Here is a 24,817-nt window from a genome sequence, read left to right as displayed (position 1 = left end):
TAGTGTTAGAGATGCTTGAGGCAAGCGGCAAGCGGGTCTATAGCGCCCGCGAGATTCAGCTCGTCCGCCAGCCGCCGCGATCCGTCCGGCGGCTTTGCGCGGATGGGCGGATCATCGAAAAGACAACAGGCAACGGGCGGCACTATCCTTATGAAGAGCTTGAAAACCCTTGTAATTGCGGCGGTCTTGTCGCTCGGCACCACGGGTGCGGTGCAGGCGCAGACTCCGGCGACGGCACCCGCCGACGCGCCGGCGGCAGCCGCGACGGCGACTCCGGCTCCGACCGCGACCGACGCCGCAGCGACGACGGCGGCGCCGGCGACCGATACCGCCGCGGTGCCCGCGGGGGATGCGAGCTATGTGCCGATGAAGCCGACTCCCGGCGTCGGCCAGCCGGTCGATGCAGGCTGGAACTTCCAGCCGCAGGCGAGCGTGCTCGGCCATCAGGCCTATGGGCTGAGTCATCATATCCTGCTGCCCGTCATCTCCTTCATCTGTCTGCTGGTGCTCGGCCTGCTGCTCTGGGCGATCTTCCGCTATCGCGCGGCGGCGAACCCCGTGCCGTCGAAGACGACGCACAACACGCTGATCGAAGTGATCTGGACCGGCGTCCCGGTGTTGATCCTCGCGGTGATCGCGGTGCCGTCGATCCGCCTGCTCGCGGCGCAATATGAACCGCCCAAGAAGGACGCGCTGACGATCAAGGTCACGGGATACCAATGGTATTGGGGCTATGCCTATCCCGACCAGGGCATCGGCGAATATGTGTCGAAGATCCTGACCGAGGAGCAGGCGAAGGCGGCGGGCGAGCCCTATCACCTCGCGGTCGACAATCGCATGGTCGTGCCGGTCGGCAAGCAGGTGAAGCTGATCATCACCGGCGCCGACGTGATCCACAGCTTCGCGGTCCCCGCGCTGTGGACCAAGATGGACGCGGTCCCCGGCCGCGCCAACGAAACCACCTTCACCGTCGACAAGCCCGGCGTCTATTACGGCCAGTGCTCGGAACTGTGCGGCGTCGACCATGGCTATATGCCGATCGCGGTCGAGGCGCTGCCGATGGACAAGTGGAAGGCGTGGGTCCGCTCGAAGGGCGGCAACCCCGATCCGCAGCCCGCAGCGGCTGCCGCCGCGGCGCCGGCCCCGGCCGGTCCGATCCCGGCGACCTCCACCACCGCGCCCGCGCAGACGCCCGCCACGGCGCCCGGCGCGACCCCCGCCGCCTCGCCGGCGACGACGAACTGATTGATCGAGGGCCCATAAAATGACCGATATCGCAGCCACTGCACCCGTCCATGGCCATGCCGACCATGCGCATGACGAGCATGACCACAAGCCGGGTTTCTTCGTCCGCTGGTTCATGTCGACGAACCACAAGGACATCGGCACCCTCTATCTGATGTTCGCGATCGTCGCCGGCATCGTCGGCGGCGTCATGTCGGGCATGATGCGCCTCGAACTTGCCGAGCCGGGTATCCAGTATCTGCATGGCTGGGCGCAATTCTTCGATCCCGCTGCGGGCGATACGCAGGCCAAGCATTTCTGGAACGTGCTGATTACCGCGCACGGGCTGATCATGATCTTCTTCATGGTCATGCCGGCGATGATCGGCGGGTTCGGCAACTGGTTCGTGCCGCTGATGATCGGCGCGCCCGACATGGCCTTTCCGCGCATGAACAACGTCAGCTATTGGCTGACGACCGTGGCGTTCGTGCTGCTCGTCGGTTCGATGTTCGTCCCCGGCGGTAGCGGTCTGGGCGCGGGCACGGGCTGGACGCTTTATGCGCCGCTATCGACCAGCGGGTCGGTCGGCCCGGCGGTCGACATGGTGATCTTTTCGGTCCACCTTGCCGGTGCTTCGTCGATCCTCGGCGCGATCAACTTCATCACCACCATTTTCAACATGCGCGCGCCGGGCATGACGCTGCACAAGATGCCGCTGTTCGTGTGGTCGATACTCGTCACCGCCTTCCTGCTGCTGCTCGCGCTGCCGGTACTCGCCGCGGCGATCACCATGCTGCTGACCGACCGCAACTTCGGCACCACCTTCTATGATGCGACGGGCGGCGGTGATCCGGTACTCTATCAGCACCTGTTCTGGTTCTTCGGCCACCCCGAAGTCTACATCATGATCCTGCCGGGCTTCGGCATCGTCAGCCAGGTCATCTCGACCTTCAGCCGCAAGCCGGTGTTCGGCTATCTCGGCATGGCCTATGCGATGGTCGCGATCGGCGTCGTCGGCTTCATCGTGTGGGCGCACCACATGTTCACCGTCGGCATGAGCGTGAACCTGAAGATGTATTTCACCGCGGCGACCATGGTCATCGCGGTCCCGACCGGCATCAAGATCTTTAGCTGGATCGCGACCATGTGGGGCGGCAGCCTGCGCTTCACCACCCCGATGGTCTGGGCGCTCGGCTTCATCTTCATGTTCACCGTCGGCGGCGTCACCGGCGTCGTGCTCGCCAACGGCGGCGTCGACACCAATTTGCACGACACCTATTATGTCGTCGCGCACTTCCACTATGTGCTGTCGCTCGGCGCGGTCTTCTCGCTGTTCGCCGGCTTCTATTACTGGTTCCCGAAGATGTCGGGCCGGATGTACAGCGAGGTCCTGGGCCAGCTCCACTTCTGGATTTTCTTCATCGGCGTCAATATCCTGTTCTTCCCCCAGCATTTCCTGGGCCAGCAGGGCATGCCGCGCCGCTATCCCGACTATGCGGAAGCCTTTACCTATTGGCACCATATTTCGTCGATCGGCTATGCGATCATGGCCGTGGGCATGTTCTTCTTCTTCCTGAACCTCGTCTATGCGTTCGTCGCGGGGAAGAAGGCGGCGGACAATCCGTGGGGCGAAGGTGCGACGACGCTCGAATGGACGCTGTCGAGCCCGCCGCCGTTCCACCAGTTCAACGAACTGCCGCGTATCGCCTGACCCGATTTCGCCCCCCGGCCGGATTTCGGCCGGGGGCATTTTTCGATCTGCGCAAATCATGCGCATGTAAAATATGCCGTTCGCCCTGAGCTTGTCGGAAGGGCGGTTCTTTCTTTTGACGGCACCTGAAGAGAAGAACGGTCCTTCGACAAGCTCAGGACGAACGGATATGTTGCGGTCGACGCAGATCAATGGTTCCAAGTTCGATATGACCCAGAGCCTGACCAACGGCGAAATGAGACTTCCCGCCGACTGGCGCGACCTGTTCGCGCTGACCAAGCCGCGCGTGATGTCGCTCGTCGTGTTCACGGCGCTGTGCGGGCTGCTCGCGGCGCCGGGGCATGTCCATCCGGTGCTCGGCTTCTCCTCGATCCTGGCGATCGCGCTTGGCGCGGGGGCGTCGGGGGCGCTCAACCAATGGTATGAGGCGGGACTCGACGCGAAGATGAAGCGGACCGCCGGGCGTCCGCTTCCCGCGGGGCGGCTCGATCCGCAGACGGCGCTGCATTTCGGCGTCGGGCTCGCCGCCTTCTCGGTCTTTCTGATGCTGTTCGCGGCCAATTGGCAGGCGGCGGCGTTGCTGACCGTGTCGATCCTCTTCTATGTCCTCGTCTATACGATATGGCTCAAGCCCCGGACGCCGCAGAATATCGTGATCGGCGGCGCGGCGGGCGCCTTTCCGCCGCTGATCGGCTGGGTCGCCGCGACGGGGAGCGTGGCGCCGCTGCCGGTGCTGCTGTTCCTGCTGATCTTCCTGTGGACGCCGCCGCATTTCTGGGCGCTCGCCCTTTTCGTGCGATCGGACTATGCCGCCGCTGGCATCCCGATGATGCCGGTCGTGGCGGGTGAGCCGTCGACGCGGCGCCAGATTCTCTTCTATGCGCTCATCATGGCCGTGGCCGCGATCGCACCCTGGCCGCTCGGCTATACCGGCGCGCTCTATGGCTGGTGCGCGGCGGCGCTGTCGGCGGTCTTCGTTGCGCTGTCGGTCCAGGTCGGACTGCGGCGGACGGGCGAGGGCGACCGGATGCAGCCCGAGAAGCGATTATTCGCTTTCTCTGTCGCCTATCTCTTCCTCCTGTTCGGCGCGGTGGTCGCCGACCATTGGCTGATCGCATGACCGACGAAACACCCCCCGAACCGTTCGACGAGGCCGAATATCGCCGCCGCCAGCGCAGTCGCGCCAACCTGATGGGCTGGATTCTCGGCGGGCTGGCCTTTCTCTTCTTCTTCATTACCATAGCGCGGATGATGGGGCCGAAATGACGAGCGAGACGACACGCAGGAAGAACAGCCGCACCGGGATCATCGCCGGGCTGGCTGCCGCCGCGATGGTCGGGCTCGGCTTCGCGGCGGTGCCCCTCTATAATCTGTTCTGCAAGGTCACCGGCTTCAACGGCACGACGCAGCGCTACGATCCGGTCGCTGCGGCGGCCGAGCCGAAGGTGCTGAGCGACACGGTCTCGGTACGCTTCGATTCCAACGTGTCGCCCAAGCTGCCGTGGAAATTCTATCCCGAGCATCCGCGCGACACGGTGAGCATCGGCGCGCGCGACATGGCGATCTTCATCGCCAGGAACGAATCGTCGCAGCCGGTCACCGGCACCGCGACCTTCAACGTCACGCCGTTGCAGGCGGGCAAATATTTCACCAAGATCCAGTGCTTCTGCTTCACCCAGCAGACGCTGCAGCCGGGCGAGCAGGTCCGGATGCCGGTGCTCTTCTTCGTCGACCCCAAGATCAAGGACGATGTCGATGCGCGCGACATTCAGGAAATCACGCTGAGCTATACCTTCTACCCTGTGGACGAAGGGAAAAAGGCGAGCTAAGGCCGCGATCGAGAGTCTTTCAAGACCGGCGGGCGATGGGGAATCGCGGCGCTGGGGCATAACATGGGAAACAGACATGGCTGGTGCCAAACATCACGACTATCACCTCGTAAACCCCAGCGTCTGGCCGATGATCGGCTCGATCGCCGCGCTCGTCATGTTCTTCGGCGCCGTGATGTGGATGCACGACGACTATTTCGGCGCCACCGGCAAATGGGTTTTCGGTCTGGGCGTTGCCGGGGTCATCGCGACCTTCTTCCAATGGTGGTCGGACGTCATCAACGAAGCGCACGCCGGCGACCATACGCCGGTGGTGCAACTCCACCTGCGGTACGGCATGATCCTGTTCATCGCGTCGGAAGTGATGTTCTTCGTTGGTTGGTTCTGGGCCTGGTTCGATTTCGCGCTGTTCCCGGTGCCGGTCGAGATCGTCGACGGCGCGGTCAATTCGCTGTTCGGACAGGACGGCGCGGCGGCGATCACCATGTGGCCGCCCAAGGGCATCCACGTCATCGACGCCTTTTCGCTGCCGCTGCTCAACACGCTGATCCTGCTCTGCTCGGGCACGACGATCACCTGGGCGCATCATTCGCTGATCCACGGCGACCGCGAAGGCCTGAAGAAGGGTCTGTGGGCGACGGTCATCCTGGGCGCGGTCTTCTCGATGATCCAGGCCTATGAATATGCCGAAGCGCCGTTCCCCTTCGGCACGATCAACTATACGTCGGCCTTCTTCATGGCGACCGGCTTCCACGGCTTCCATGTGCTCGTCGGCACGATCTTCCTGATCGTCTGCCTGGTGCGCACCTACAAGGGCCATTTCACGCCGCAGCAGCATTTCGGCTTCGAGGCGGCGGCCTGGTACTGGCACTTCGTCGACGTCGTGTGGCTGTTCCTCTTCATCATCGTCTATGTCTGGGGCGGCTGGGGCGCGCCGGTCGCTGCGCACTAACCAGGTGCCGGACGAGACCCCAAGCCAGAAAGGGCAGCCGCCGGTCGGGCGCGCTGCCCTTTTCGGTCTCTGCCCCGAGTGCGGCGCGCGGACGCTGTTCACGGGCGCCGCGACCTTCGCGCCGCGCTGCCGCGCCTGCGGACTCGATTTCGGGCGCTATAATGTCGGTGACGGTCCCGCGGCCTTTCTGACCCTGATCATCGGCGCTCTGCTGATCGCCGTCGCGCTGGCGGTCGATTTCGCGTTCGAGCCGCCGCTGTGGGTCCATGTCGTGTTGTGGGTGCCCGTAACCGCGCTCGCGGTGGTCGGGGGCCTGCGCGTCGCCAAGGCGGCGCTGCTCGCAAGCGAGCATCAGCGTCAGGCGGCCGAGGGGCGGGTAGAGGACAAGCCGCATGATTGACCCAGCCGCCCCGGCGCGCCGCTGGCCGCTGATCCCGACCCTGCTCGTCGCCGCCGCGATCCTGACCATGATCGCGCTCGGTGTCTGGCAGTTGCAGCGCAAGGGCGAGAAGGAGGCGCTGATCGCGCTTTACGAACGCAATCGCGCGATGTCGGCGACGGTCGCCTATCCGGCGCTGCCGCCGGTTCCCGACGCGATGCTCTATCGCAAGAGCAGCGTGACGTGTCTCGAGCCCGTGCGCTGGGACCCGCGCAGCGGCACCGACCGCGAGGGCAAGAGCGGCATCCGTATGGTCGCCGACTGCCGCACCGGCGCCGAAGGGCCGGGGGTGCTGGTCGACGTCGGCATCGCCGAGGATTTCACGCCGCCTGCATGGAAGGGCGGGACGGTGCAGGGAACGATCGTGCCCGGCCCCGAGCAGCCGAGCCTGATCGCGCGGCTGACCGGCCGCGCAGTGCCGGCGCGCGCGATGCTGGTCGCCGATGCGCCGGTCGCGGGGTTGCGCGCCAGCGCGGTTCCGAACGGTGCCGACGTGCCGAACAACCACCTCGCCTATGCGGTGCAATGGTTCCTTTTCGCCGCCGCGGCGGCGGTCATCTATATGCTGGCGCTTCGTCGTCGCAGGCTCTAAGCGCTGGGCCGCCATGGATTATATCAGCACGCGCGGCTCTGCGCCGACCCTCGATTTTCGTGCCGCGACGCTCGCCGGGCTGGCGAGCGACGGCGGCCTCTATGTGCCGGCCCAGTGGCCGCGACTGAGCGAGGAGGAAATCCGCGCGCTCGCGGGGCTCGACTATGTCGAGACGGCGGTGCGGGTCATGGCGCCTCTCGTTGCCGGATCGCTGTCCGAAGACGAGCTGCGCGCGCTGTGCCGCGCCGCCTATGGCCGCTTCGGGCACGACGCGGTGACGCCGCTCGTCCAACTCGACCATCGCCACTGGCTGCTCGAGCTGTTCCACGGGCCGACGCTGGCGTTCAAGGACGTCGCGCTGCAATTGCTCGGCCAGCTTTTCGAGACCTTCCTCGCGGGCGGCGGGACCGACATCACGATCGTCGGCGCGACATCGGGCGATACCGGCTCGGCGGCGATCGAGGCGGTGGCGGGGCGCGAGCATATCCGCATCTTCATGCTCCATCCCGAGGGTCGGGTCAGCGACGTGCAGCGGCGCCAGATGACGACGGTGCTGGCGCCCAACGTCCACAATATCGCGATCGACGGCAGCTTCGACGACGCGCAGGCGATGGTGAAGCGGTTGTTCGGCGACGCGGAGGCGCGCGGCGCGCTGACGCTGTCGGCGGTGAACAGCATCAACTGGGCGCGGCTGATGGCGCAGGTCGTCTATTATTTCTACGCCGCCGTTCGGCTCGGCGCACCCGGGCGCGAGATCGCGTTCAGCGTGCCGACGGGCAATTTCGGTGATGTCTTCGCGGGCTATGTCGCGGCGCAGATGGGGCTGCCGGTTGCAAAGCTTGTCGTCGCGACCAACGTCAACGATATCCTCCACCGCGCGCTGACCAGCGGCGACTATAGCGCGGACAGCGTGACGCCGACCGCGACGCCGAGCATGGACATCCAGGTCAGCAGCAATTTCGAGCGGCTGCTCTTCGACCTTTCGGGCCGCGACGGCGGCGCGATCGCCGCGATGATGGGCGAGTTCGATGCGAAGCGCGCGATGACGATCCCCGCTGACATGCGGAGCGGCGCGAGCGGGCTGTTCTCGAGCGCGAGGATCGACGGCGACGCGATGGCGCTCGCGTTGCGCTGGGCGCAGGAGCATGGCGGGCAGATCATCGACCCGCACAGCGCCGTCGGGCTGGCCGCCGCGCGCGGTCTCGATATCGACCCCGCGGTGCCGGTGGTCACGCTGGCGACTGCGCATCCCGCGAAGTTCCGCGACGCGGTCGAGCGCGCGACCGGGGTGCGGCCGCCGCTGCCGCCGCGGCTCGGCAATCTGTTCGATCGCGAGGAGCGCTATGAAAAGCTCCCCGGCGATTATGACGCGGTGAAGGCCCATATCCTCGCCGAAACGGCCCGTGGCTGACCTGCTGCCCATCCGGACACTGATCGGCGAGGGCTGGGAGGATTATGGGCTGGTCGACAGCGGCGGCGGGCGCAAGCTCGAACGCTATGGCCGCTATCGCTTCATCCGGCCCGAGCCGCAGGCGATGTGGGCGCCCGCGCTGCCCGCGAGCGCGTGGGAGGAGGCTGACGGCGAGTTCATCCCTGCGTCGGACGAGGATGGTGGCGGCCGCTGGTATTTCCAGAAGGCCGTTCCCGCCGAGGGCTGGCCGCTCGGCTGGCGCGAGACGCGCTTCACCGCGAGTTGCACGCCGTTCCGGCATCTCGGCTTCTTTCCCGACATGGCGCCGGTGTGGGACTGGCTGCGCGAGCGGGTTGCCGACAAGGCTGATCCGGCCTTCCTCAACCTGTTCGGCTATACCGGGGTCGGCAGCCAGGCGCTCGCCGCGACGGGGGCTGCGGTCACCCATGTCGATGCGTCGAAGAAATCGGTCGCGCAGGCGCGCGACAATGCCGCGCTGGCGGGGATGGCAGAAAAGCCGATCCGCTGGATCGTCGACGATGCGGGGAAATTCACCGCGCGCGAAGTGCGGCGCGGGCGGCGCTATGATGCGATCCTGCTCGACCCGCCGAAGTTCGGGCGCGGTCCGGGGGGCGAACGCTGGCAGATCGAGGAGGGGCTGGCGCCGCTGCTCGCCGACTGCCGGCAGTTGCTCGACGGGGACAGCCGCGCGCTATTCCTGACCGTCTATGCCGTACGCATGTCGGCGCTGGCGATCGGGGAGTTGCTTGCACAGAGTTTCGCCGACCTGCCCGGCACGGTCGAATGCGGCGAACTCGCGGTGCGCGAGGAAGCGCGGGGGTTGCTGCTGCCGACCGCGATCTTCGCGCGCTGGAGCCGCTAGGGCGGCGTGACATTGACTGGAATCGTCATTGCGAGCGGAGCGAAGCAATCTCCAGCTATCGGCGAGGCCGGTCGATAGCTGGAGATTGTTTCGTCGCCTGCGGCTCCTCGCGATGACGAGCGCATCAGTTTAAGGTCAGGCTTCCTAAACCGGCTGATTATACATTTCGGTCGGGCCCGGATATTCGCGGCCATCGTCGGCACCCACCTCGCGCGCGATCAGCGCGTTCACCATCTTGTTGAGACGCAGCACATCGTTCCTGTGCTTGGGGTCGTGCGCGAGGTTCACCATCTCGCCCGGGTCGGCGTGGGTGTCGTAGAGTTCGAGGTCGTTCATCGCGGTCAGCGTTTTCCAGTCGGTCGGCGTATGGTGATGCGCCGGCGCGAAATAGCGTGCGAACTTGTAGCGCCCGTCGTGGACGCCGCGGTGCAGGCGGCGCTTCGAGAGGTCGAAGCGTTTGCTGTAATCGGGCTCGCCCGAGGGCAGCGTCGCGGTCCGGTCCTTCGTCGGCTCCCAATAATGGACGACGGCATAGTTGAAGAGATGCCCCTGGCGGTCGCGCTCGGTCGGCGCGGTGGGCGAGGCCAGCAGACCCGAGACGTCGAGGCCGGGGAGGCCGGGAAAGCGGCTCGCCTGCTCGTCGCCGGACAGGCCCGCGAGGGTCATCAGCGTCGGGGCGAGGTCGATCGCGCCCATCAGCCCCTTGGTCGTGCGCCCGCCCGGAAAGTCGGGGTGCGCGACGATCATCGGGATATTCACCTCTTCGCGGTACATGGTCGCGCCCTTCTGGCGCATGCCGTGCGCGCCCGCGCGCTCGCCATGGTCGCTGGTGTAGATGATGATCGTGTTGTCGATCTGTCCGCTTTCCTTGAGCGCCCACAGCAACTGCCCGAGCCGCCGGTCGACGTCGCGCAGGCAGTTGTAATAATAGTTGATGAAGCGGTGCCAGCTTTCCTCGTCGTCGTGGCGCATGATGCCGTAGAAGAGATCGTTGAGGCGGACGATCGCACGGTGCGCCTCGGGCTTGGTGCTGAGGTCGTCCTTGTAGAAGCTTGCCGGCAGGTCGAACTTGTTGTCGACCTCGTAGAGCGGGTCGCCGGGCTCGCGGCGCAGCGGGCCGAGGGCGTTGGGATCGGGGCGGCTTTCGGCCTGCTTGCCCGTCGCGTCATAGAACATGATGTCGTGCGGATTGACGAGCCCGACGACCTGGAACCAGGGCTTGCCACCCGCCTTGTCGCGCCGCGCATAGTCGAAAATCGCGCGCGCCGCATCGCCCGCGACGGCTATGTCGGATTTGTAGCCGTCCCACGTCAGCCCGACTTCCTCGCCGTCGAAGCCGTAATCGTGGAAGCCGTATTTCTCCATCGCATTCTCGGTCGTCGGATAGATGCCGCCGGGAATGCGCGTCCAGTTGCGTTCGTAGTTGATGCGGCTGAGATGCCACTTGCCCTTGTAGGAGGTGTAATAGCCCGCGGCCTGCATCATGTGGCCGAGCGTCGGCATATCCTCGGCCGCGACGGGGTAGGGGGCGTTGTCGCTGTTGAGGAACAGCCCCGTCTGCTGGGTGTGATGGCCCTGGAAGATCGTCGAGCGCGACGGGGTACAGGGCGTGGTGTGGATGTGATAATTGTCGACCAGCAGGCCGCGTTCGAGCATCTCGCGATGCGCGGGCAGTTTTTCGAGCAGCCCTTCGGGGTAGCTGGCGATGCTCTGTTCCTGATCGGTGACGATCATCAGCACATTATAGGGCTTGCCGTTGCGGGCGACCGCCGGCCCCGCGATCCCGGCGGCGGCGAGCGCCCCCATGCCCCCGACGAATGTGCGGCGATCGACATCCCAACCCATTTTGCTCTCCCGTTCCGTCCCTTCCTGCACGGAAAAAGGCCCGCGGCGCGAGGGACGCGCGCGCCGCGGGTCTTATCTTGCGTCAGAATTTGAACGCGACGTCCACGCCGAATTCGCGCGGCGGCTGATAATATTGCTGGATCGGCGTCGCGCCGGCGGAGATCGCGCCCGAAATGACCTTCTGGTTGGTCAGGTTCGATCCGTAGACGGTGACCTTCCACGCATTGTCGAAGCCGGCGACTGCGATGCTGGCGTTCACCAGCATCACTTCCTTGCGGTAATAGCCGGGATCATTGTCGCGCCCCCAGGTGTTGAAGCGGCTCGAATAGCGGCCGTCACCGTGTAGCTTGACCTCGCCGAACCCGGTCGGGATCGCATAGTCGGCCGAGATGCTGCCGCTCCACTCGGGGGCGTTGGCAAGGTCGAGATGCGAGGAGTCGGTGGGCACGGCATAGGTGCCGTTGGGCACGCCGTTGATGAGGATCGGCACCGCGGGGCCGCACTGGCCTGCCTCCGGCGAACCGTCGGTGAAGACGCCGTCGGTGTCGGCGCAGAAATCGGTGTAGCGCGCGTGCAGATAGGCGAGATTGGCGCCGAGGGTGAAGCCCGGCGCCGGCCGCAGGACCGTTTCGACCTCGACGCCATAGATTTTCGCCGCCGCGATGTTGGTCGTGATATTTTCCGGCCGCACCGCACCCATCGTCGTCACCGAGCCTTGCAGGTTGCGGTAATTGTTGACGAATCCCGCGACGTTGAAGCGCAGCAGGCGGTCGAAAAGGTCGGTCTTGGCGCCCACTTCGAAGGCGTTGACATGCTCGGGGCCGTACGGTCCGATATTCTCCGGCGTCGTGCCGCGCGAGTTGAATCCGCCGGCCTTGTAGCCCTGCGAATAATTGGCATAGACCATCGCCGCCGGCGCCAGTTCATATTCGACGGTCAGGCGGGGCGTGAATTCGGCCCAGGTCGCCTTGCGGCTGGTATCGAAGGCCGAGGTCTGGACGTCGTTCACCAGCACCTGCGACGCGATGTCGTATTTCTTGCGGTCGTGGCTGTAGCGCCCGCCGATCGACAGGGTCAGCCGGTCGGTCGGATGCGCGTTGACCAGCGCGAACATCGCATAGCTTTCGGTGTCCTGGTGCAACTGCGCCAGCGTCGTCGCCGCGGGATTGGCGTAGACGGTGTTGAGCTGGCGCCATTTGTCGGCCTGGTAGTAGAGGCCGACGACGAAATCGACCGGCTCGCCTTCGGGCGAGACATAGCGCAGCTCGGCGCTTTTCGATTCGCCGGAGAAATCGCGATAGACGTCGAGCCCCGGCAGCGGCGTGATGAGCCCGTCGAAATCGCCGTGCGTCAGATAGGTGAGGTGGCGATAGCCGAGCACCGCGCTGACCGTGCCGTAACCGACGTCGAGGTTCGAGGTCCACGACCCGCCGTAGCTTGCGGTGTTGGCGAAGGGATCGAAGGGCACCGCCGCCTTGCGCACGTCGGTCTTGACCGCGTCGGGCAGCAGATCCCAGTTGGGATCGCCATTGTCGAGCACATGCGGCGCGGGACCGGTCGTCTTCTGCTTCAGCCAGTCGATGACGAGCGTCGAATCGAAGGCGCCGCCCTGATCATATTCGAGTGCGCCGCGCACCGATTTGACGTTGGCGGCGTTGAGCCGGTTGCCGGTGATGACGTTGCGGCTGTAGCCGTTATAGTCACGGAAGTTGACCGCAACCTTCGCCGCGAGCGCGTCGTTTGCGAAGCGGCCGCTGTTGATCTTGCCGCGAACCTGCTTGAGCCCGTTCGACCCTGCGGTCAGCCGCACCTCGCCGCCGAAATCATCGGTGGGGCGCGCGGTGATGACATTGAGCGTGCCGGCGAGGTTGTTCTTGCCGAACAGCACGCCCTGCGGACCCTTCAGCACCTCGATCCGCTCGACGTCGAACAGGTCGAGCATCGTGCTCGACACGAAGGGGATATAGACGCCGTCGATGACCGTGCTGACCTTGGGGTCGGCATTGGGATCGGGATCCGACGTGCTCATCCCGCGGATCGAGATCATCGGGACGTTGGCGACCAGCCCTTGCGTCTGGAGAACGACGTTGGGCGCGAGGCCGTTGAGGCTGGTGATGTTGGTGCTGCCGCTCGCCTGCACCATTTCGCTGTTGAAAGCCGAAATGGCGATCGGCACGTCCTGCACGCTTTCGGAGCGGCGCTGTGCGGTGACGACGATGTCGCCGCCGAAACCCTGATCGGTCGGAGCCGCGCCGTCGCCGGCCGCGGCGGGGTCCGCCGACTGGGCGTAGGCTGGCGCCGCAAGCACGGCGGCGGCGGTCGAAAGCAATAGAAATCCGGTCCTCATCCTGTCCTCCCAAACCGGCCGCACACATGCCCCGGCCGCGCACTATCGCGGCGGTCGCGCTGGACACCCATCCGGGCCTTTCGTTTTGAGGGAGCGGGCCGAATCCCTGGCGAGCGCCATCTGAGCCGGGTGACGATCGAGGCGTTTTCCGTCTGGAGCGCCATCACGCGGACGGATATTTCCCGTTCCCGCCATTCTTGTAGCATTCCGGAAAAATACTTCAAGTACTAAGTATTATTTTGCGGGGGGCACGGATTCCCGCGGAGGAGCGCGGTCAAGGGGCAGCGCTTTCCCGTCATTCGTCTCCGGTTTCACGCGTCCGGAGAGGTGCAGCATTTTTGCACCACCGCATCGCAATCGTATGCGGCCCAGATTGACAGAGAGAACGTTATCAATTAGGTGAACGTTCACATTAAGCGAATGCCGCCGGAACACGAGCGGCGGAACATGGGGAGGATAGGGGTGCAGGCATCTCACAAGCTTTGGCTCGCCAGATTGCTGGTCGGCACGTCGGCGCTGTCGCTGATGGGCGCGGCTCAGACCGCCATGGCGCAGGAAAGCGCCGACGACACCGTTGCCGACGGCGACGCGATCGTCGTCACCGGCATCCGCGCCAGCCTTGCCGCGTCGGCCGACATCAAGCGCAACGCGCAAGGCGTCGTCGACGCGATCTCCGCCGAGGATATCGGCAAGTTCCCCGACACCAACCTCGCCGAGTCGCTGCAGCGCATCACCGGTGTGTCGATCGACCGTTCGAATGGTGAAGGTTCGCTGGTCACGGTTCGCGGCTTCGGTCCCGAGTTCAATCTGGTGACGCTGAACGGCCGTCAGATGCCGACCGCGCTGATCGGTGACGGCGGCAGCGCGCCTTCGTCGCGCTCGTTCGATTTCGCCAACCTCGCGTCCGAGGGTATCGCCGCGGTCGAGGTGTACAAGAGCGGCCGTGCGACGGTGGAGTCGGGCGGCATCGGCTCGACGATCAACATCCGCACTCCGCGTCCGCTCGACAAGCCGGGGCTGCGCGGCAGCCTGGCGGTCAAGGGTGTCTATGATTCGTCGCGCAACAACGGCAATCCGATCACCCCCGAAATATCGGGGATCGTCAGCAGCACCTTCGCGAACGACACGATCGGCATCCTGCTCATCGGCTCCTATCAGAAGCGCAAGGCGAGCGTGAACCAGGCCAATGTCGGCTGGCGCGACGGCTATCTGGGTAGCGAGAACAACTGGGGCTCGCTGGCGCAACCGGGCGATCCTCGCTACGATAATATCACCAACCGTCCCGAGGGGAATGACGTCTATCAGGTTCCGCAGAATGCGTCCTACGACCTGAACGACATCAATCGCGAGCGGATCAACGGCCAGGCGGTCCTGCAGTTCCGTCCGACCGACGCGTTGACCGCGACCGTCGACTATACCTATTCGCGCAACACCGTCGAAACGCGCAACAGCAATGTCGGCGTGTGGTTCAACCATGAAGACACGTCGAGCGCGTGGACCGACGGCCCGATCGCGGGTCCGATCTTCTATTCCGAACATTTCGGTGCCCCCACGGGCGTGCCGGGCCCCGACGCCCTCTATGGCGGCAAGGATCTGTCGTACAGCGGCGCGTTGACGGAAAACCGCGCCGAGAACAAGTCGCTGGGCTTCAACCTCGAGTGGGAAGCGCCGGGCGGGGTGACGATGGAACTCGACGCCCATCATTCGACCGCGCAGGTGAATCCGGTCAATAATTTCGGATCGAGCATGTCTCTCGGCAACGCGGTGTTCGGGGTCGAGAACCAGACGATCAATTTCGAGAACGACCTGCCGGTCATCTCCTATAACATGTATCCGGGCATCGACCCGCTCGACGCATCGATGGTCACCCCGACCGGCGACGCTTTCCGCAACGCCTATTTCCGCAACCGCATCGACCAGGTGCAACTGCGCGGTCATTACGACCATGACGAGGGTTTCCTCGACAGCATCGATTTCGGTGTCTCCTATGTCGACAGCAAGGTGCGTTCGGCCTTTGGCACGATCCAGAACGACGACACCTGGGGCGGCGCGGGGCCGGCTTCGGACATTCCCGACGACATCTTTACGCTGGTGACGCTCCCCGACAAATTCCCGGGGCTCGCGCAATCGGGGATGATCGACAGCTTCTATACCTTCGACTTCGAGCGGCTTGCCGGGCTGATCGAGGAAAATTACCAGGCGTGCAGCGATCCGACGACCGGATCGGCTCAGCCGGGCACCTGCCTTGCGACCTTCAACACCGACCGCCGGATCACCGAAAAGACGCTTGCGCCCTATCTGCAGGTTGCGACCCAGTTCGACCTGATGGGCAATCCGGGCCATTTCGTCGCCGGCGTGCGATACGAGACGACGACCATTTCGTCGGCGGCGCTGGTGCCGGCGCCGGTGACCACCGACTGGGTGGGCGAGAATGAATTCAACGTCGTCTCGTCGGGCGACAGCGAGTTCACGCGCTTCAAGGGCCATTATCAGAACTGGCTGCCGGCGTTCGACCTCGACGTTTCGCCGATGGACAATGTCAAGCTGCGCGCGTCCTACAGCCACACGATCACGCGCCCCGACTATGCGAGCATGCAGGGCGGGCGCACGCTCGACACATTGTTCCGCGTGGGTGGGGGCACCGGCGCCCAGGGCAATCCGGGCCTGATCCCCTATAAGTCGAAGAATATCGACCTGTCGGCGGAGTGGTATTACGCGCCCTCCAGCTATGTGTCGGTGGGCTGGTTCCACAAGGATGTGAGCAACTTCCTCTCCTCGACCCGCGTCGACTCGACCGCCTTTGGGCTGACCACGCCGGTCGACGGGCCGCGCTGGCAGGCGGCGCAGGCGGCGCTCGGTTCGGGGGCGACGGTCGGGCAGATCCGGCAATATATCTTCGAAAACTTCCCCGAGACGGCGACGATTACCGGAGGCGGCGGGGGTACCCCCTATTCGGGCATCATCCACGCCGCGCCGGGCGACCCGCTGCTCAATTTCGAGATCACGCAGCCGATCAACAGCGACCAGACCGCGTCGCTCAACGGGTGGGAGTTCGCGCTTCAGCACAGCTTCTGGGATACCGGCTTCGGCGTCATCCTGAACTATACGATCGTCAACGGCGACGCGACCTATGACAATAGTCAGCCGTCGACAGTGGCGCAGTTCGCGCTGACCGGCCTCAGCGACAGCGCCAATGCCGTTGCCTATTACGACAAGGGTCCGATCCAGGCCCGCGTCGCGTGGAACTGGCGCGACAAGTTCCTCGCAGGAACCGGACCCAACCCCTTCTATGTCGAGGCGTATTGGCAGATCGACGCGAGCGCGAGCTGGGAGTTCGTTCCGGGCATCACCGGTTTCGTCGAAGGGATCAACCTGACCGGCGAAGGGCGGCGCGGGCACCTGCGTCACAAGAACAACGTCACCTTCGCATCGCCGGGCTTCGCCCGCTATGCGGCGGGGGTCCGGTTCGCTTTCTGACGCAAGAGGCGGCACCCTCCCGCCGCTTCCCTGGCGAGAGAGCCGCACCGCTTGCCCGGTGCGGCTCTTTTGCGTGACGACAGCGGGCGCTTCGCCTAGGATTATGACGGAATGAACGGCACGATCGAGAAGGTGGTCATCGTGGGCGGCGGCACCGCCGGATGGCTGGCGGCCTGCTCGCTCGCCGCGGCGCGTCCCGGTCTCGACGTGACGCTAATCGAGGCGCCCGACATTCCGACCATCGGGGTCGGCGAGGGCACCTGGCCGACGCTGCGCGCGACGCTGGCGGCGATCGGCCTGGACGAGGCCGGGTTTCTGACCGCCTGCGACGCATCCTTCAAGCAGGGATCGCGCTTCGACGGCTGGGTCGACGGCGGCGCGGACGACCGCTATTTCCACCCCTTCACCTCGCCCCCCGACGCGCCGGTCGGGGAATTGCTCGCGGCGTGGCGGGAGGACGCACCCGACCTGTCCTTCGCGGCGGCGATGACGCCGCAGGTGGCGCTGTGCGACCGCCATCTCGCGCCGCGCCAGCGGGCGATGCCCGCCTATCAGGGCGCGGCCAATTACGCCTATCATCTCGACGCCGGAAAGCTGGCGGCACTGCTGACGCGCCACGCGACGCAGCGGCTAGGGGTGCGCCATCTCGCCGACCATGTCGTCGACGTGCTGGGCGACGGAGAGGGCGGCATTGCCGCGGTCCGCACGCGCGAACATGGCGACATCGCCGCCGGGCTGTTCGTCGACTGCACCGGCCATGCCGCGCTGCTGATCGGGCGCCATCTGGGGGTCGAGTGGATCGATCGCGGCAACGTGCTTTTCAACGACCGCGCGCTCGCGGCGCAGGTGCCGGTCGCGCCGGGCAGCCCGATCGCCTCGCAGACGATCGCGACCGCGCACGCGGCGGGCTGGATCTGGGATATCGGCCTGCCGGGGCGCCGCGGCATCGGCTGCGTCTATGCGAGCCGCTTCCTCGACGACGAGGCGGCCGAAGCGGTGCTGCGGTCCCATATCGCCGCGGTGCTGCCCGATGCGCCCGATGTGGCGGTGCGCAAGCTGAGCTTTCCGACCGGCCACCGCGCGCGTTTCTGGCAGGGCAATTGCGTCGCGGTCGGGCTGTCGGCGGGGTTCATCGAACCGCTCGAATCCTCGGCGATCGTGCTGATCGAGCTGTCGCTGCGCGCGCTGGCCGAGAATTTCCCGGCGAGCCGCGCCGCGATGGCGATCCATGCCGAGCGCTTCAACACGCTGTTCCGCTATCGCTGGGATCGTGTCGTCGAGTTTCTGAAGCTCCATTATGCGCTGAGCCGCCGCGATGAGCCCTATTGGCGCGCGCAGCGCGACCCGGCGCATGTGCCGCAGCGGCTTACCGACCTGCTCGCGCTGTGGCGCGACCAGCCGCCGTCGGCGTGGGACTTTCCGCAGATCGACGAGATATTCTCGGCCGCGAGCCACCAATATATTCTCTATGGCATGGGGTTTCCCCTGCCCGAGGGGCTGGCGGTGAGCGACCGGGCGCGGGCGGCGATCGCCGCGAGCCGACAGCGCGCGCGGTCGCTGACGGCGGGGCTTCCCGCCAACCGCGATTATCTGGATGCGCTGCACGCCGAAACCGGCGCGCGTGCCGCCGCGATGGAAGGCTATTGATGACCCGGCACGTTCCTCTCGACAAGACGGCTCACCGGGACCTGCGCGTCCGCACCGAGGCCAGCGCGGCGCTGGGCGACGCGGTGATGGCGACGCTGACCGTGCCGAACGAGTTCCGCAACGTGCAGGGCCATTTCCCGATCCTGTTCCGCCGCGAGCCGGGGCAGGGCGATTTCGTCGCACTGGCGCTTTTCGGTTTCGAAAATGGCAAGAATCTGTTTCTGGACGGTGCGCGCTGGGATGCGCGCTATCGCCCCTGGTCGCTGGCGATCCAGCCCTTTCTGATCGGGCGGCCGGAAAGCGGCGACGGGCCGGGGCAGGTCCATATCGACCTGGGCCACCCGCGCATTGCCGAGGGCGGCGAAGGGATGCGTGTATTCGATGAGGACGGTCGGGCGACGCCCTTCCTTGATGCGATCGCCGAACGGCTCGGCGCACTCGACGCGGGCTTTCGCGCGAGCGGCGATTTCTTTGCGGCGCTGCGTGACCATGAACTGCTCGAGCCCTTCACGCTCGAAGTACCGCTCGACGACGGGTCGAAGCATTCGCTCGTCGGCTATCACATCATCGACGAGGCGAAGCTGCAGGCGCTCGACGCCGTGACGCTGGGCAGGCTGCATGCGGCCGGACATCTGATGCCGATCTTCATGGCGATCGCGTCGCTGTCGCAATTTTCGGCGCTGGTCGCGCGCAAGAACCGGGCGCGCCATGGCTGAACGCGGCGGTTCCATCCATGACCGGTTGGCGCGCGTGCCCGAGCGCGAATGGAAAAAGGGGGCGGGGCTCGACGCGCTGTTGAAAGAAGCGCGCGAGCCCTTTGTCCTGCGCGGGCTGGTCGCCGACTGGCCGCTGGTCGCGGCGGGGTGGGAGTCGGCGCGCGCGGCGCGGCGCTATCTGCTCGACCATGCGCGCGACCGGCCCTTTTCGGTGTCGATCGGACCGCCGGGGCATGACGGGCGGCTGTTCTACGACGCCGACATGGCGATGAATTTCCGCAGCGGAACGGGCAAGCTGGCCGACATCTTCGCCGGGATCGACAGCGCCGAGGATCAGGGAGAGGCGCGCACCGTCTATCTCGGCTCCATCGACATCCCGTCGCATTTCGACGGGCTCGACACGGCCAATCCGATCGATCTCGGCGCGCGCGAGCCCTACAAGAGCATCTGGATCGGAACGCGGACGCGGATCGCGGCGCACAACGACTTTCCCGACAATCTTGCCTGCTGCGCCATGGGGCGCCGGCGCTTCACCCTGTTCCCGCCCGACCAGTTCGCGAACCTCTATCTGGGGCCGATCGACAACACGCCGGCCGGGCGGACGGTGAGCCTGGTCGATTTCGACGCACCCGACCTCGCCGCGCATCCGCGCTTCGCCGAGGCGATGGCGCAGGCGCGGACGGTGGAACTCGATCCCGGCGACGCGGTCTTCATCCCGTCGATGTGGTGGCATCATGTGGAGGGGCTCGAACCCTTCAACATCCTAGTCAACTATTGGTGGCGCGACACCCCTGCCTGGCTTGGCCAGCCGCAGGTGGCGCTCAATCACGCGATCCTCGCGATCCGCGACCTGCCGCCCGAGGAGAAGGCGCTCTGGCGCGATCTGTTCGACCATTATGTATTCGAGAACGACGCGGCGCTGACCGACCATATTCCGGACCACGCGCGCGGTATCCTGGCGCCACTGACCGCCGAGAGTGCGGGGCGGCTGCGTGCCTTTCTGTTGAGGACATTGAGCCGATGAACGAGGACAAGAGCATCCAGCGCATCGTGATCGCGGGTGGGGGTACCGCGGGGTGGATGACCGCCGCGGCGATCGCGCGGACGCTGGGACAGGCGGTCCAGCTTACGCTGGTCGAATCCGAGGCGATCGGGACGATCGGCGTCGGCGAAAGCACGATTCCGCCGCTGGTCAACTATAACCGGCTGCTCGGCATCAACGAGGCCGATTTCATGCGCGCGACGCAGGCGACCTTCAAGCTGGGCATATTGTTCGACGACTGGAAGGATATCGGCACCCGCTATTTCCACAGCTTCGGGCTGACCGGCAAGGATCATTGGTCGGCGGGCTTCCAGCATTTCTGGATGCACGGCCGCGCGAAGGGGCATGACGCGCCCTATGAGGAGTATTGCCTGGAACTGGTCGCGGCGCTTGCGGGCAAGTTCGCGCACCTGCCCGACGACCGGCTGAACTACAGCTATCAGCTCGATTCGGGACTGTATGCGCGTTTCCTGCGCCAGATGGCGGAGGCCGACGGCACGACGCGGATCGAAGGCCGGATCGCGCAGGTCGAGCTCGATGGCGAGAGCGGCGATATCGCGGCGCTGCGGCTCGACGGCGACCGGCGGATCGAGGGCGATCTGTTCATCGACTGCACCGGCTTTCGCGCGCTGTTGATCGAGGGCGCGCTGCACGCGGGGTTCGAGGACTGGACCCATTGGCTGCCTTGCGATTCCGCGATCGCGATCCAGACGCCCAACGTTGGACCGCCGGCCCCCTATACGCGGGTGATGGCGCATGACGCAGGCTGGCAGTGGCGCATCCCGCTCCAGCACCGCACCGGCAATGGGCTCGTCTATTGCAGCCGCTATCTGGAGCGCGACGCGGCGCTCGATCGGCTGCTCGGCAATATCGAGGGCGATCCGCTGACCCAGCCCAATTTCCTGCGCTTCACCGCCGGGGTGCGGCGGCGGCAATGGTATCGCAATTGCGTCGCCATCGGCCTGTCGGGCGGCTTCATGGAGCCGCTGGAATCGACCGCGATCCATCTGATCCAGCGCTCGGTGCTGCGCTTCATCCGCATGCTGCCGGCGGGTCGCGTCAGCGCGCGCGACATCGCCGAATATAACGACCAGCAGGAACTGGATGCCGCCCAGATCCGCGACTTCCTGATCCTTCATTACAAGGTGACCAACCGCCGCGACAGCCCCTTCTGGCGGCATTGCGCCGACATGCCGATCCCCGACAGCCTGGACCAGAAGATCGAACTGTTCCGCGAAACCGGGCGCGTCTTTCGCCGCAACGAGGAATTGTTCGCCGAGAATAGCTGGGTGCAGGTGATGCTGGGGCAGGGGATCGAGCCGCGAAGCTATCACCCGATCGCGACCAAGCTGCGCGACGACGAACTCGACCGGCTGCTGAAGATGCTGCGTGGGCAGGTCGCCGACACGGTTGCGTCGCTGCCCGACCATCAGGCCTATGTCGCGCGCTATTGCGGCGCCGAGGTGCCACAGGCGGCATGATCGCAGCATTGGCCCTGCTGGCCGCCGCGGGCGCGGCGGAGCCCGTCGGCGCGACCGGGGCGCCGGATGCGGCGGGCTGGCGGCTCGTCTGGTCCGACGAGTTCGACGGGCCTGCGATCGACCGCGGCAAATGGGATTTCGACGTCGATTGCTGGGGCGGCGGCAATCGGGAGCGGCAATGCTATACCGACCGGCGCAGCAACGCCGCGGTCGAGAACGGTCGGCTGGTGATCACCGCGCGCAAGGAGCGCTGGACCGGGCCGGCCTTTCCGCTGTCGCAGCGGAGCGATCCGGCGAAAGCGAACGCGCAGGCGACCGGCGAGTTCACGTCGGCGCGGCTGGTCACGCGCGGCAAGGCGGCGTGGACCTATGGCCGGATCGAGGTGCGCGCGAAGCTGCCGCAGGGGCAGGGAACGTGGCCGGCGATCTGGATGCTGCCGGAGGATGCGCGTTACGGCCCCTGGGCGGCGTCGGGCGAGATCGACATCTTGGAGGCGGTGAACCTGGGCGTGCGGTGCGAAGACTGCGGGGACGGGACCGAGAACCGCATTCTCGGCACGCTGCATTTCGGCGGTGCCTGGCCGGACAACCGTCACAAGGGCGCCGAGGTCGCGCTGCCCGCGCCGCTCGACGGCTGGCACGTCTTCGGCCTCGTCTGGCGCGAGGGGCGGATCGACTGGACGGTCGACGGCCGCATCTATGCGACGCAGGTCGCGGGCGCCTGGGCCACGACGGGATCGAGCGACCCGGCGGCGCCTTTCGACCGGCCGTTCCACCTGATCCTGAACCTCGCGATCGGCGGCGGGCTGGCGGAAAGCCGAGGGGTCGGCGGGGTCGACGACCTGGGCTATCCGAAAAGGATGGCGGTGGACTGGGTTCGCGTATGGCAATGCGGCGAAGAGGACGCTAGCACGGCGGCATGCAACGGGGCGGGAAACTGATGGGACGTCGGCGGCAGGCGGTCACCATCCGGCACGTGGCGGCCGATGCGGGGGTGTCCCTGCAGACGGTGAGCCGCGTCATCAACAACGAGCCGAACGTGCGGCCCGAGATGCAGCAGCGCGTCCGCGCCTCGATCGACAAGCTGGGTTATGTCCCTTCGATCGCGGCGCAGCGGATGAGCGGCTCGCGCTCCTATCTGATCCTCGCGATCAACGATCGCGAACGTACCATCGCCGACTGGCGCGGGCGGCAGGGGATCGACTGGGTCGATCAGATGTTGCTCGGCGGAATGCTGAAATGCGCCGAACTCGGCTATCGGATGATCTTCGAGCTGGTCGACACGCATAACGACCATGTCGAGCGCGAATTGCGCGCGACGATCGCGGCGCTGCAGCCCGACGGTGTGGTGCTGACCCCGCCGCATTCGGACAACCCGCTGATCGTGGGTCTGCTCGACAAGGCGAAGATTCCGTTCGCGCGTATCGGCTCGCTCGGCGGCGAGGCGGGGATCGCGCTGACGATGGACGACGAGGGATCGGCGCAGCTTGCGACCCGGCACCTGATCGACCTGGGACACCGGCGCATCGGCTTCATCGCCGGATCGCCCGAATATAATCTGAGCGGCTGGCGCGTCGAGGGCTGGCGCGAGGAGATGGCGGCGGCCGGGCTCAATGCCGATGGTCTGCTCGTCGCGGGCGATTTCAGCTACGCCTCGGGCGAGGAGGCGGCGCGAACGTTGCTGGATAGCCCCGACCCGCCGACCGCGATCATCGTCAGCAACGACCAGATGGCGCTCGCGACGCTGGAGGTGGCGCGCTCGCGCGGGCTAGAAATTCCGCGCGACCTGTCGCTGATCAGCTTCGACAACACGCCGATCGTGCGCTTCACCCAGCCGCCGCTGACCGCGGTCGACCAGCCGATTGCCGAGACGGTGTCGCGCGCGGTCGAGCTGATCATCGCGCAGCAGCGCGGCAAGCCGAAGACCGACGCGCCGACGGTCGTGCGCGGCAGCCTCGTCGAGCGCGCCTCGACCGCCCCGCCGCCGCCCGGCCGCGGACGGAATGGCTGAGACCGGCGCCCCGCGCCGCCAGTCGCTCGGCTTCCTGCTGCTCTATGCGCTCGCCTGGGCAGGCGGCGCGATGGCCTATGTGCCCTTCCTGACCATCCTGCTGCCGGCGCGGATGACCGCGCTCGTCGGGGTGAGCGACGTCGAATATCTGGGCTATGTCACCTTCTGCGGCGCGGTCGCGGCGAGCCTGGCGGGCATCGCCTTCGGCTGGCTGAGCGATGTGACGCGCAATCGCCGCGGCTGGATCGCGGCGGGGCTGGTGCTGACGATCCTGCTGCTGCTTGCGGTGCCGCTCGCCAAGGATGTGTGGACGCTGATCGGCATCATCCTGCTGTGGCAACTCGCACTCAACATGGTGCTGAGCCCGCTCGCCGCCTGGGCGGGCGACTGCGTCCCCGACGAGCAGAAGGGGCTGCTCGGCGGGCTGATCGCGCTGTCGCCCGCGCTCGGTGCCTGGTCGGGGGCGATCGCGACGACGCCGGGGCTGGTATCGGTCGACGGGCGGCTCGCGGTCGTCGCGGGGCTGGTCCTGCTGGCGGTCACGCCGGTCCTGCTGTTCGGCCGCCCGCGCCCGTTTCCGGAACTGACCGCCCCGCCGCCGGTGTGCGCCGACGGCGACGTCGCGGCGCGGCCAAGGGGGCCGGCGGTGCGGATGTGGCTCGCGCGGCTGCTCGTCCAGATCGCCGAGGCGGCGCTGTTCGCCTACCTCTATTTCTGGTTCCGGTCGATCGACCCCGCGATGCAGGACAATGAAAAGGCGCGGTTGTTCAGCGTCGCGCTGACCCTCGCGGTGCCGGTCGCGCTGCTCGCGGGGCGCTGGGCCGACCGTCGCGACCGGCCTTTCCTGCCGCTGGTGATCGGGGCGAGCGTGTCGGCGATGGGACTGGTCGGAATGGCGCTCGCCGGCGATGCCGGCATGGCGAAGGCGAGTTATCTGATCTTCGGCATCGCGACGACGGTGTTCCTGTCGCTCCATTCGGGGCAGACGCTGCGCATCCTGCCGCGATCCGACCGGCGCGGGCGCGACCTGGGCGTCTTCAACCTGACCAATACGGTGCCGTCGCTGATCATGCCGTGGCTGACCATCTCGCTCGTCCCCGGCTTTGGCTTCGAGACGCTGTTCCTGCTGCTTGCCGCGCTCGCCGCGGGGGCCGTGCTGCTGCTCGCGACCCTGCCGCGCGGACGCTGAGCTTCCGCTGCGAAACTAGCC

At 66.2% G+C, this 24,817-nt stretch carries 20 protein-coding genes; 18 read left to right on the top strand and 2 right to left on the bottom strand.

Going from position 1 to position 24,817, the window contains the following annotated elements; all coding sequences use genetic code 11:
* Positions 1 to 150 precede the first annotated feature (150 nt).
* The 10 genes from coxB to FHR21_RS08760 all read left to right on the top strand — a co-directional run bounded on the left by coxB (position 151) and on the right by FHR21_RS08760 (position 9,041).
* Positions 151 to 1,245 carry a cytochrome c oxidase subunit II gene (gene coxB / locus FHR21_RS08805; RefSeq protein WP_184097322.1) on the top strand — a complete coding sequence of 365 codons (1,095 nt, stop codon included), beginning with the start codon at positions 151 to 153 and terminating at the stop codon, positions 1,243 to 1,245.
* 19 nt (positions 1,246 to 1,264) lie between these two features.
* Positions 1,265 to 2,935, top strand: a complete 1,671-nt coding sequence (gene ctaD / locus FHR21_RS08800) for a cytochrome c oxidase subunit I (protein WP_184097320.1) — start codon at positions 1,265 to 1,267, stop codon at positions 2,933 to 2,935.
* A 208-nt stretch (positions 2,936 to 3,143) separates the two neighbouring features.
* Positions 3,144 to 4,055 (top strand): heme o synthase, encoded by a 912-nt coding sequence (locus FHR21_RS08795; protein WP_184097318.1) that lies wholly within the window; start codon positions 3,144 to 3,146, stop codon positions 4,053 to 4,055.
* Positions 4,052 to 4,201, top strand: coding sequence for a hypothetical protein (locus tag FHR21_RS08790; protein WP_184097316.1), 150 nt, complete (start codon positions 4,052 to 4,054; stop codon positions 4,199 to 4,201). Before FHR21_RS08795 ends, FHR21_RS08790 begins: the two co-directional genes overlap by 4 nt.
* Positions 4,198 to 4,764, top strand: a complete 567-nt coding sequence (locus FHR21_RS08785) for a cytochrome c oxidase assembly protein (protein ID WP_184097315.1) — start codon at positions 4,198 to 4,200, stop codon at positions 4,762 to 4,764. Before FHR21_RS08790 ends, FHR21_RS08785 begins: the two co-directional genes overlap by 4 nt.
* A gap of 76 nt (positions 4,765 to 4,840) precedes the next feature.
* Complete coding sequence (locus FHR21_RS08780) at positions 4,841 to 5,716, top strand: cytochrome c oxidase subunit 3 (protein ID WP_184097314.1); 876 nt, start codon at positions 4,841 to 4,843, stop codon at positions 5,714 to 5,716.
* A 4-nt stretch (positions 5,717 to 5,720) separates the two neighbouring features.
* On the top strand, positions 5,721 to 6,116 hold the full coding sequence (locus FHR21_RS08775) for a DUF983 domain-containing protein (protein WP_338113114.1): 396 nt from the start codon (positions 5,721 to 5,723) through the stop codon (positions 6,114 to 6,116).
* Complete coding sequence (locus FHR21_RS08770; RefSeq protein ID WP_246427136.1) at positions 6,109 to 6,747, top strand: SURF1 family protein; 639 nt, start codon at positions 6,109 to 6,111, stop codon at positions 6,745 to 6,747. Before FHR21_RS08775 ends, FHR21_RS08770 begins: the two co-directional genes overlap by 8 nt.
* 13 nt (positions 6,748 to 6,760) lie before the next feature.
* Complete coding sequence (gene thrC, locus FHR21_RS08765) at positions 6,761 to 8,158, top strand: threonine synthase (protein ID WP_184097310.1); 1,398 nt, start codon at positions 6,761 to 6,763, stop codon at positions 8,156 to 8,158.
* Between the two features lie 4 nt (positions 8,159 to 8,162).
* Positions 8,163 to 9,041: a class I SAM-dependent methyltransferase gene (locus FHR21_RS08760; protein WP_184097567.1), complete on the top strand. Its 879-nt coding sequence runs from the start codon at positions 8,163 to 8,165 to the stop codon at positions 9,039 to 9,041.
* A 144-nt stretch (positions 9,042 to 9,185) separates the two neighbouring features.
* Here the strand turns inward: FHR21_RS08760 and FHR21_RS08755 are convergent, their stop codons facing one another.
* Positions 9,186 to 10,886 (bottom strand): sulfatase family protein, encoded by a 1,701-nt coding sequence (locus tag FHR21_RS08755; RefSeq protein ID WP_184097308.1) that lies wholly within the window; start codon positions 10,884 to 10,886, stop codon positions 9,186 to 9,188.
* 82 nt (positions 10,887 to 10,968) lie between these two features.
* The gene (locus FHR21_RS08750) at positions 10,969 to 13,233 is read right to left on the bottom strand and encodes a TonB-dependent receptor (protein ID WP_184097306.1); all 2,265 of its coding nucleotides are present in this window, start codon (positions 13,231 to 13,233) and stop codon (positions 10,969 to 10,971) included.
* A 447-nt stretch (positions 13,234 to 13,680) separates the two neighbouring features.
* Here FHR21_RS08750 and FHR21_RS08745 point away from each other — a divergent pair, with 447 nt between their 5' ends.
* From FHR21_RS08745 to FHR21_RS08710, 8 genes are all read left to right on the top strand, one after another.
* The gene (locus FHR21_RS08745; protein WP_184097304.1) at positions 13,681 to 16,710 is read left to right on the top strand and encodes a TonB-dependent receptor; all 3,030 of its coding nucleotides are present in this window, start codon (positions 13,681 to 13,683) and stop codon (positions 16,708 to 16,710) included.
* A gap of 111 nt (positions 16,711 to 16,821) precedes the next feature.
* Positions 16,822 to 18,357: a tryptophan halogenase family protein gene (locus FHR21_RS08740; protein WP_184097302.1), complete on the top strand. Its 1,536-nt coding sequence runs from the start codon at positions 16,822 to 16,824 to the stop codon at positions 18,355 to 18,357.
* The gene (locus FHR21_RS08735) at positions 18,357 to 19,073 is read left to right on the top strand and encodes a SapC family protein (protein ID WP_184097300.1); all 717 of its coding nucleotides are present in this window, start codon (positions 18,357 to 18,359) and stop codon (positions 19,071 to 19,073) included. The genes FHR21_RS08740 and FHR21_RS08735 overlap by 1 nt, the downstream gene beginning before the upstream one ends.
* Positions 19,066 to 20,097, top strand: coding sequence for a cupin-like domain-containing protein (locus tag FHR21_RS08730; protein WP_184097298.1), 1,032 nt, complete (start codon positions 19,066 to 19,068; stop codon positions 20,095 to 20,097). The genes FHR21_RS08735 and FHR21_RS08730 overlap by 8 nt, the downstream gene beginning before the upstream one ends.
* Positions 20,094 to 21,596, top strand: a complete 1,503-nt coding sequence (locus tag FHR21_RS08725) for a tryptophan halogenase family protein (protein WP_184097296.1) — start codon at positions 20,094 to 20,096, stop codon at positions 21,594 to 21,596. Before FHR21_RS08730 ends, FHR21_RS08725 begins: the two co-directional genes overlap by 4 nt.
* Positions 21,593 to 22,537, top strand: coding sequence for a glycoside hydrolase family 16 protein (locus FHR21_RS08720; protein ID WP_184097294.1), 945 nt, complete (start codon positions 21,593 to 21,595; stop codon positions 22,535 to 22,537). Before FHR21_RS08725 ends, FHR21_RS08720 begins: the two co-directional genes overlap by 4 nt.
* Entirely contained in the window at positions 22,537 to 23,607 is a 1,071-nt protein-coding gene (locus tag FHR21_RS08715; protein ID WP_184097292.1) for a LacI family DNA-binding transcriptional regulator, read from the top strand. Before FHR21_RS08720 ends, FHR21_RS08715 begins: the two co-directional genes overlap by 1 nt.
* Positions 23,600 to 24,796, top strand: a complete 1,197-nt coding sequence (locus tag FHR21_RS08710) for an MFS transporter (RefSeq protein WP_184097290.1) — start codon at positions 23,600 to 23,602, stop codon at positions 24,794 to 24,796. The genes FHR21_RS08715 and FHR21_RS08710 overlap by 8 nt, the downstream gene beginning before the upstream one ends.
* Positions 24,797 to 24,817 lie beyond the last annotated feature (21 nt).

The organism is Sphingopyxis panaciterrulae, from assembly GCF_014199295.1.
Lineage (GTDB): Bacteria > Pseudomonadota > Alphaproteobacteria > Sphingomonadales > Sphingomonadaceae > Sphingopyxis > Sphingopyxis panaciterrulae.
Note: the sequence above shows the minus strand (reverse complement) of the source record. Positions and strands in the feature narration are given on the sequence as shown.